This window comes from Candidatus Sordicultor fermentans (assembly GCF_012728195.1).
Taxonomy (GTDB): Bacteria; Atribacterota; Atribacteria; order Atribacterales; family Caldatribacteriaceae; genus Sordicultor; species Sordicultor fermentans.
In genome coordinates this window covers 1-3,710 of the sequence record NZ_JAAYFP010000006.1, presented here as the reverse complement: position 1 = coordinate 3,710, position 3,710 = coordinate 1, and the positions used below count along the sequence as shown (strand labels likewise).

2 protein-coding genes, 1 tRNA gene and 1 rRNA gene are annotated in these 3,710 nt (G+C 42.2%); all 4 read right to left on the bottom strand.

Going from position 1 to position 3,710, the window contains the following annotated elements; translation table 11 throughout:
* Window positions 1-240: 240 nt before the first annotated feature.
* On the bottom strand, window positions 241-2,364 hold the full coding sequence (locus tag GXZ17_RS00305; protein WP_409375295.1) for an FAD-dependent oxidoreductase: 2,124 nt from the start codon (window positions 2,362-2,364) through the stop codon (window positions 241-243).
* A gap of 23 nt (window positions 2,365-2,387) precedes the next feature.
* Window positions 2,388-3,089: a deoxyribose-phosphate aldolase gene (deoC, locus tag GXZ17_RS00300; RefSeq protein WP_409375294.1), complete on the bottom strand. Its 702-nt coding sequence runs from the start codon at window positions 3,087-3,089 to the stop codon at window positions 2,388-2,390.
* 398 nt (window positions 3,090-3,487) lie between these two features.
* A tRNA-Ala gene (locus GXZ17_RS00295) sits at window positions 3,488-3,563 on the bottom strand.
* Window positions 3,564-3,614: 51 nt separating this feature from the next.
* A 16S ribosomal RNA gene (locus GXZ17_RS00290) occupies window positions 3,615-3,710 on the bottom strand; the annotation flags it as partial.

Genomic DNA, 3,710 nt, shown 5'->3' with positions numbered 1-3,710 from the left:
GCTATCAAAAATTTCTAAAGCCTTTCTGGCTGCTTCTCCATAAGTAGAAGCTATTACTACTTGCTCAATTCCCAGCTCTGCCGCTCTTTTCTGGGCAATTCTTAAAGTTGCCTCCGTGTTTACAGGCCCTTTTTGGTCAAAGTAAGTTACTTGAATATCCATATTACCCCCCTCAGGATATCTCTATCCAGTCCCAACTATAAGAAATATACTTGGGACTGGATAGAGAAAGAAAATTAATCAGCCTGAAACTTTCACCTCAGTGGGAAGATTAGCAATAGGGCTATTATTGGCGTTCATCATTAAATCTAAATCCAGAGTAAAGCCAATATTTGCCCCATCAGTAACCGCACCTCTCAGGTTTCTCACTTTTTTGGCATCTCCTATCTTAGCTACTACAATACCCGCATCGAGCAATTCCTGATACAAATCGTCGTTGCATTTTACCTGAGTCAAAACCACATTATCTACTTTGATGGTAGATTTATTAAATTCGCGATCTTGAATCACTACTTCTCCCTGGTCCTTAATTTCCACCACTGTAGATTCAGTTATTACTGTCACCGGATGAGCATAAGTCCGGGTTTTAAGTCCTTCTCCATTTCCCCCGGCAAATCTATTCATCATTACATCGCGATGGCAAGGTTCCATCCAGGAAGCAAATTCTCGATTTTCAGTTACCACGAAGACTTTCTTTCCCTCAAAACCTAATTTTTCTACTGTATCCGCAGCTCCAAAATTATCTCCCCAGACTAAAACCGTATCACCGCACTCTACCGGCTCCGGTCTCTCAGTATAAAATTCACAGCTTCTCTTTTTGCATCGCAAAACATCCTCAAAGGTAACTACAAAAGGTAGATTAACCCCTGGAATATCAGGCCTTGTTACTTTACCTCCTGTAGCTATTATTGCAGCATCAAAAGCTTTAAGTTCTTCTAATTTTACCTCTTTTTGCAAATGCACCTCGACACCCAATTTATTCATCTGTCGGCGAATCCAATCAGCATACCATTTCATCTTCTCTTTGCCTGGAACCGCACAACAGTAAAGAATAGCTCCACCTAATTCGTTACTCTTTTCAAAAATAGTTACCTTATGTCCACGCAAGGTAGCAATACGAGCAGCTTCCATACCTCCTGGGCCACCACCTACTATGGCTACCTTATATTTCTCTTGTGCCGGTTGAATATGAATAAATCTTTCATCGCCTACTGCAGGGTTAATAGCACAGCGCATTTCTCTTTTAACAAGAAGCGACTCCTGCCAGCATCCCACCAAACAAGAAATGCATTTCCTGATTTCTTCTGTTTCACCGGCTTTGGCCTTATTAGCCCAGTAAGGATCAGCTACCATCTGACGAGAAAGCCCTACCATATCGGCTTTGCCTCCAGCTAAAATTCTTTCACAATAAGCCGGATCTCGGAGAGAATGAGTAGTAATCACTGGAATATTGACGTGTTTTTTAATTTCTTCAGCAGTATAAGTATTCCATCCCTGAGGGTAGTACATAGGATCCATAGTGGGAGCGGGCTTTTCAAAAATGCCAGCACTGATATCTAAAAAGGCTACTCCGCTTTCCTCCATTAGCTTGGCTACTTTAACGCTTTCTTCTAAAGTTCTTCCTCCTTCGATATATTCTTCTCCAGAATAGCGAAGTCCAACAGGAAAATCCTTCCCACATTTCCTGTGAATACGATCTACAATTTCTAAAACAAAACGCATACGGTTTATAAAGCTGCCTCCAAAACGGTCATTTCTCCTATTAACATAAGGGCTCATAAACTGAGCTATTAAATAACCATGAGCTCCATGAAGCTCTACGGCATCAAAACCTGCTTGTTGAACTCTCCAGGCCGCTTCTGCAAATTTTTCGATGATATCGTATATCTCCTCAATGGTCATAGCCCGGATCGACTTTCCCTTAGAACCTGCCTCTTCGGCATATACGATTTCATGACCAGCTGAACCAGGAAGAGAAACCACCATATCAGTAGGAGCAAAAAGATCTTTGCGAGGCCAGGCTGCCTGCCGCCCAGGATGTTGAATTTGTACTGCACAACGCGCTCCGTGACGATGCATAGCTTCAGCTAAATTAGCTAATCCCGGAATCATAGGGTCTTCATCGGCAGCCACACATGTAACCGTAGGACGCCCAGTAGCTTTATCTGGAGTAGTAGCTCCTACTATTATGAAACCACATCCCCCCTTAGCTACCTCCTCGTGATAGGTTATAACCCGCTGGTTTACTGACCCATCAGCATTAGCTGAGCTTATATCAGTAGGAGCATGAACGATACGGTTGGGAACCACAAAATTACCAATTTCAATGGGGCTAAAAAGATGAGGATAACGAAGATTTTTCATTCAGATAACCTTCCTTTCTATTTTTAGCAACATCCTTTTTTCTCTTGTTTTTCTCTTTGATAACATTCTTCCATTATATCCGCCGTTCTTGTTGCTCCAAAGCGAGTAGCACCCGCTTCCCTTACCTTGAAAGCCATATCCAGGCTTCTTACTCCTCCTGCTGCTTTTATCTGCACTCGAGGAGAAGTAGCCTGACGCATGAGTTTAAGATCTTCGATAGTAGCACCACCGGGGGAAAATCCAGTAGAAGTTTTTACAAAATCAGCTCCTGCTTCTTCGGCTAATTTACAGCCTATTTCTTTTAGCTCATCATCCAGATAACAATTCTCCAAAATAACTTTTAATATCACTCCATGGCTATGAGCCACATCGGCTATCGCTTTAATATCATTTCTGACATAGTCGAAATCTCGACTGCGAAGCTTCCCAATATGAATTACCATATCCAATTCTTCTGCCCCATCTTTGATGGCTTCTTCAGCTTCAAACACTTTGGTCTTTGTCTTATGCGAACCATGGGGAAACCCTACTACAGCATCTACTTTCACCCCACTACCTTGAAGCAACTCCTTCACCCGAGATACATCAGAAGGCCGACAACATACTGCTGCTACCTGGTATTTCCTGGCTACTTCGCACCCTGCTACAATATCTTCATCAGTTAACTCCGGGCGTAGTAGCGAGTGGTCAATCATTTTAGCAATATCTTCACAAGAATAATCCATTCCACACCCCCTATAATGTTATAACAATATCTCAACCTATCTTATACCACTACTTTCCTCATTGTCAAGGATAAATGGGCTCTATAACAAAGTGTGGAAAAAATACGCGAAAAAAAGTATGGTAGCAAAAGCAAGTGAGAAATTAAGAGGAAGAAGAGCTTGCCATCATAGGAAAAGATAGAAATTAGCATCACAATTTTATTGAGAGTTAAAAAGATTTTTAAAGATTCAAAGCCAGAAAAGTTTACTGATTCTGGTCTAACTTCAGAGGAAAGGAATCGAAAAATATCTACCTTAGGGATCAACTATAAAACCTTATTTAATTAGCAACGGCTTCAGGGGTTAGAAAAAGTTAAAGAGGAAACACAAAAGTGGCTAAAATTAGTTTGTGGAGCTTCTGGTGGAGATGACGGGATTCGAACCCGTGGCCTCCGGCTTGCAAAGCCGGCGCTCTCCCAGCTGAGCTACATCCCCACAAACAAGAAAATATTCCGCCTATTTCCTTTTAGTCTTTCTACTCCTTAGAAAGGAGGTGATCCAGCCGCAGGTTCCCCTACGGCTACCTTGTTACGACTTCACCCCAATCATCAACCCCACCCTAGGCACCTGCCTCCCCTTACG